Below are 2195 nucleotides of genomic sequence, written 5' to 3'. Positions count from 1 at the left end.
CCCCCAAAGGGGAACCCGGCCCACCGGCCACCGACTCCGACGCCTGCGCCTGCGCCTGCGCCTGCGCCTGCGTACCGCCTACTTGCTGCGCAGCGCCTGCACGGCCGCTTCGAGGCGCTTGCCGAAGTCACCGTCCGCCTGGCGGAAGTTGTTCACCGCACGCTCGGCGATGTCGTCGCGCGACACCTTCGAGATGAAGCCCGCGAGGTTCTCGACCAGGCGGCCCTTCTCGTCCTCGGACATCAGGCGGTAGAGGTTGCCCGCCTGCACGAAGTCGTCGTCCTCGGCGTGCGAGACCGCGTCGTGGTTGCCGGTCGTGCCGCTCACCGCGGTCGGCTGCCACAGCGGCTTGTCCGTCTGGAACGGGCCGCCGAAGCTGTTCGGCTCGTAGTTCTTGGCGCCCGCGTGGCGGCCGTCGTACAGGAAGCCGTCGCGGGAGTTGGTGCGCGCCTCGGTGGCGTGCGGGCGGTTCACCGGCAGGTGGTCGGCGTTGATGCCGACGCGGTAGCGGTGGGCGTCGCCGTACGCGAAGAGACGGCCCTGGAGCATCTTGTCCGGCGACGGGCCGATGCCCGGCACGAAGTGCGCGGGGCTGAAGATCGACTGCTCGACCTCGGCGAAGATGTTCTCCGGGTTGCGGTTGAGCTCCAGCTTGCCGATCTCGACCGGCGGGTAGTCCTCGTGCGGCCACACCTTGGTGAGGTCGAACGGGTTGAAGCGGTACGTCGCCGCGTCCGCCGCCGGCATGATCTGCACCTGCACCGTCCAGGACGGGAAGTCACCGCGCTCGATGGACTCGCGCAGGTCGCGCTGGTGGCTGTCCGGGTCCATGCCGGAGAGCTGGTTGGCCTCGTCGGTGGTGAGGTTCTTGATGCCCTGGTCGGTCTTGAAGTGGTACTTGACCCAGAAGACCTCGCCCTGGGCGTTGTTCCACTGGTACGTGTGCGAGCCGTAGCCGTTCATGTGGCGCAGGGTCGCCGGGATGCCGCGGTCACCGAAGAGCCAGGTCACCTGGTGCGTCGACTCCGGGCTCAGCCCCCAGAAGTCCCATACGTTGTCGGCCTCCTGGGAGCCCGTGTACGGGTCGCGCTTCTGGGTGTGGATGAAGTCCGGGAACTTGATCGCGTCCTTGATGAAGAACACGGGCGTGTTGTTCCCGACGAGGTCGTAGTTCCCCTCCTCCGTGTAGAACTTCAGCGCGAAGCCGCGCGGGTCACGGACGGCGTCGGCGGAGCCCAGGTTGCCGGCGACGGTCGAGAAGCGCAGGAAGGTCTCGGTCTGCTTGCCGACCTCGGAGAGGAACTTGGCACGCGTCCACTGCGAGACGTCGCGGGTCAGCGTGAAGGTGCCGTACGCACCGGCGCCACGGGCGTGCACCACGCGCTCCGGGATGCGCTCGCGGTTGAAGTGCGCGAGCTTCTCCAGCAGTGCCTGGTCCTGAACGAGAACCGGCCCGCCGATGCCTGCCGTCTCGCTGTTCTGGTTGTCGGCGACCGGCGCGCCGGCCTCGGTGGTGAGCGGTCCCTGTGACGTCACGTGCGCCTCCTGCGTCGTTACTGCCAGTCCTGTCCCTTGGCTTATCGCCGTAGTCGATCCTACAATGGACATTGTCTAAGTCAAGCGGGCATCCAAAGTCACATCCGTTCGGGACTGAGGTCTCTCCCCTGTTAGGCTGGAACACATGAGTGACCTTCTTGAACGACTGCGCGGGCGCGGCTGGCGCATGACCGCACAGCGCCGTGTCGTGGCCGAGGTCCTCGACGGGGACCACGTCCACCTGACGGCCGACGAGGTGCACGCCCGCGCCGTCGACCGGCTCCCGGAGATCTCGCGCGCCACGGTGTACAACACGCTCGGCGAGATGGTCTCCCTCGGCGAGGTCATCGAGGTCTCGACGGACCGCCGCGCCAAGCGCTACGACCCGAACGCCCACCGCCCGCACCAGCACCTGGTCTGCGCGAAGTGCGGCGCCATCCGCGACGTCCACCCGGCCGGCAACCCCCTCTCCGACCTCCCGGACACGGAACGCTTCGGCTTCACGATCTCCGACGTGGAAGTCACGTACCGGGGAATCTGCCCGAACTGCGCGTAACAGCGCGCCCGTGCACCCTCGGCCCGCCCGGCCCCCGAGGACGCACGGGCGCGCACGCACATGCAAAAACACCGGTGGCCCGGAACTCAAGAGAGTTCCGGGC

The 2195-nt window shown here is 68.0% G+C and carries 2 protein-coding genes; one reads left to right on the top strand and one right to left on the bottom strand.

Features of this window, described 5'->3' with window-relative positions; all coding sequences use genetic code 11:
- Positions 1–78 precede the first annotated feature (78 nt).
- Positions 79–1608, bottom strand: coding sequence for a catalase (locus ACWGIG_RS38585; RefSeq protein ID WP_453326395.1), 1530 nt, complete (start codon positions 1606–1608; stop codon positions 79–81).
- A gap of 73 nt (positions 1609–1681) precedes the next feature.
- On the opposite strand from ACWGIG_RS38585, the gene ACWGIG_RS38580 reads away from it, so the two are divergent.
- Positions 1682–2092 (top strand): Fur family transcriptional regulator, encoded by a 411-nt coding sequence (locus tag ACWGIG_RS38580; RefSeq protein WP_362418526.1) that lies wholly within the window; start codon positions 1682–1684, stop codon positions 2090–2092.
- Positions 2093–2195: the final 103 nt, after the last annotated feature.

It is taken from the genome of Streptomyces sp. NPDC054863 (assembly GCF_053610825.1).
Note: the sequence above shows the minus strand (reverse complement) of the source record. Positions and strands in the feature narration are given on the sequence as shown.

Excerpts from the sequence above, each read along its gene's own strand:
- ACWGIG_RS38585 (WP_453326395.1), bottom strand. The coding sequence starts at position 1,608 with ATGTCCATTGTAGGATCGACTACGGCGATAAGCCAAGGGACAGGACTG.
- ACWGIG_RS38580 (WP_362418526.1), top strand. The coding sequence starts at position 1,682 with ATGAGTGACCTTCTTGAACGACTGCGCGGGCGCGGCTGGCGCATGACC.